The organism is Pseudomonas sp. UBA3153 (assembly GCF_002364635.1).
GTDB classification, from domain to species: Bacteria; Pseudomonadota; Gammaproteobacteria; order Pseudomonadales; family Pseudomonadaceae; genus Pseudomonas_O; species Pseudomonas_O kuykendallii.
Window position 1 is genome coordinate 69,315 of the sequence record NZ_DEYR01000015.1, and the last position, 2,520, is coordinate 71,834.

At 68.9% G+C, this 2,520-nt stretch carries 3 protein-coding genes; 2 read left to right on the forward strand and 1 reads right to left on the reverse strand.

Annotated features, from left to right (window positions below; genetic code table 11):
• The first annotated feature begins 206 nt into the window (after positions 1-206).
• On the forward strand, positions 207-1,154 hold the full coding sequence (locus B2X67_RS03880) for an alpha/beta hydrolase (protein WP_286784681.1): 948 nt from the start codon (positions 207-209) through the stop codon (positions 1,152-1,154).
• Positions 1,155-1,201: 47 nt separating this feature from the next.
• On the opposite strand, the gene B2X67_RS03885 is transcribed toward B2X67_RS03880, so the two are convergent.
• Complete coding sequence (locus tag B2X67_RS03885) at positions 1,202-1,951, reverse strand: DUF2059 domain-containing protein (RefSeq protein ID WP_286784682.1); 750 nt, start codon at positions 1,949-1,951, stop codon at positions 1,202-1,204.
• A 105-nt stretch (positions 1,952-2,056) separates the two neighbouring features.
• Between B2X67_RS03885 and B2X67_RS03890 the strand changes: the two genes are divergently transcribed.
• Positions 2,057-2,520 (forward strand): 2OG-Fe(II) oxygenase (locus B2X67_RS03890; protein WP_414704000.1); only part of this gene is annotated, 464 nt, incomplete at its 3' end.

Below are 2,520 nucleotides of genomic sequence, written 5' to 3' on the forward strand. Positions count from 1 at the left end.
CGGTTGTCGAACGCGCGGATGTAGCGCGCCTGGTACCACCAGATGGCGAACAGCAGGGCGATCAACCAGATCAGGCCGAAGAGGCTGGCGAGAACGATTTTGCGGCGCGGCGACATGGGCATATGGCGGTTTCCGAGGGTGGCATAGCTTGCCATGCCGGCAGCGCGGGTAGAATGTCGAACGTCAAGCGAGTCCCCGGAGTACCCATGTCGTCGCCTCCCTTCCAGCCCGATAGCCTGCGCCTGGCGCTCAGGCGCCTGTCCGCCGACGAGGAGGATGCGCCGCAGGTGCTCGGCTACCGCCACTACTACGGGCTGGACCCGGTGGCGCGGCATCCGCAGGTGCGCAGCCGGCTCGGCTGCTTCCAGGCCGGCGACTACCAGATCGTCGTGCAGGCCTGGTTGCCACCCAAGCCGGTCGCCAGCCTGCTGCTGCTGCACGGTTACTACGATCACATGGGGCTGTATCGCCACGTGATCGACTGGGCGCTGCGAATGAACTACGCGGTGCTCGCCTGCGACCTGCCGGGCCACGGGCTGTCCAGCGGCGAGCGTGCGAGCATCGGCGATTTCGCCGAGTACCAGACCGTGCTGCAGGGGCTGATCGCCGAAGCGGCGACGCTGGATCTGCCGCAACCCTGGCACCTGTGCGGCCAGAGCACCGGCGGGGCGATCCTGCTCGATCACCTGCTGCTCGGCGAGCCGGCGGCGCAGCTCGGTGAAACCATCCTCCTGGCGCCGCTGGTGCGGCCGCGTTCGTGGGGCTGGTCGCAGCTGAGCTATCGGCTGCTCAAGCCCTTCGTCGAATCCATCCCGCGGCGCTTCAGCGTCAACTCCGGCGATGCGGAGTTCATCGATTTCGTCCATCGCCTCGACCCGCTGCAGCCGCGAACCTTGCCCACCGCCTGGGTCGGCGCGCTGTCACGCTGGGTGCCGAAGATCGAGGGCGCGCCGCGCAGCCTGCGCAGCCCGCTGATCGTCCAGGGCGACGCCGACCTGACCGTCGACTGGCGGCACAACCTTGAGGTGCTGGAAGACAAGTTCGCCACGCCGCAGGTGCTGATGCTGGCGGACGCCAAGCATCATCTGGCCAACGAGAGGGAAGCGCTGCGCGAGCGCTATTTCGAGTTTCTCAGCCAGCGTCTTGAAGGCTGAGCGGGGCGTCGCCGCCGTACCGCGCGTGGCGGTGCGGCGCGGGCGAATCAGATGCCCTGCGAGGTCGACGGGTTCGCCGCCAGGCCGGCGCGCAGGGCGGCCAAGGCGGCTTGGTAATACTGCTTGCCGTCGGGCGACTCGGCGAAGGTGACGTACTCCTCCAGTTCCGGGTCGGACAGTTCGCTGTAGACGTGCAGCAGCGTGTTGTCGATGTTGCCCTCGATCTGCTGCTTCATCCGCTGCCGCTGGCCATCGAGCATGCCCTGCGCCTGACCGCCGCCGAGCAGGCCGGGGATCATCTGGCTGAGGCTGTCGGCCGCGACGCCGGCCAGTGCCAGGCTGACCTCCGCGGCGGCGTCGCCAATCGGGATCGCCTGCGCCAGGTGCCGTACCAGCAGTCGGCGGGTGGCGCTGGCCTCGATCGGCGGCAGGCCGTTGGCGTGGCGGGCGAGTTGGTCGCTGCGGGTGGCGAGCTGCTCGGCGGCGACGATCTTGCGCCCCAGCGGCGCCTGGAAGAACGCCAGCGCGGGTTGCGGTTGGGGCAGGTTTTCGCGCAGCGCGCCGATCGCCCGCTGGTCCATCGCCTGCGGCGCGAAACGCCGATTGCTGTTCTCCACCAGCGTCTGGTAGACCGCCGGCGGCAGGGTGCTGCGGTAGCGCTGCTGGGCGGCGCCCAGGGCATCGCTGAAGTGCGCGCGTTGCTGCGGCCAGCCGGCGGCCTGGTAAAGGTCGCTGTACGCGTCGGCGCGGGCGCCGAGGCTGAGGAAGACGAGAATCAGGCTGAGAAATACGCGCATGGAAGCTCCTGTGGGCAGGGGACGTATTGTCGGGGGCGGTGGCCGGCATTGTCGAGCGCGCGGGAGATGATCTGCGACGGTTGCGCGTCGATCCGGCCTGCTAGAATGCCGCGCATGTCGACCCCCCCGAACCTACCGTCGTTGCAAGCCCTGATCGACGACCTTGCCGAGCAGGGTTGGTCGCAGCAGCCTGCCTTTCTCCCGCAGTCTCTGACCGCCGAACTGGCGCAAGAGTGCCGTTCCCGCGCGGCCGCAGGAGAACTGGCCCCGGCGGCGATCGGCCGGGCCGCCGGGCAGGCGATCGTCGAGGGCATTCGGGGCGACCGGATTCTATGGATCGAGGGCGGGCAGTCGGCTGCCTGCGAGCAGTTCCTGGAGGCCATGGAGGCGCTGCGCCAGGCGCTCAATCGCCAGCTGTTCCTCGGCCTCGAGGAGCTGGAATGCCACTTCGCCTTCTACGCGCCCGGCGCCTACTACCTGCGCCACTTCGATCGCTTCCGCGACGACGACCTGCGCACCATCACCGTGGTCTTCTACCTCAATCCGGACTGGCTGCCGGAGCAGGGCGG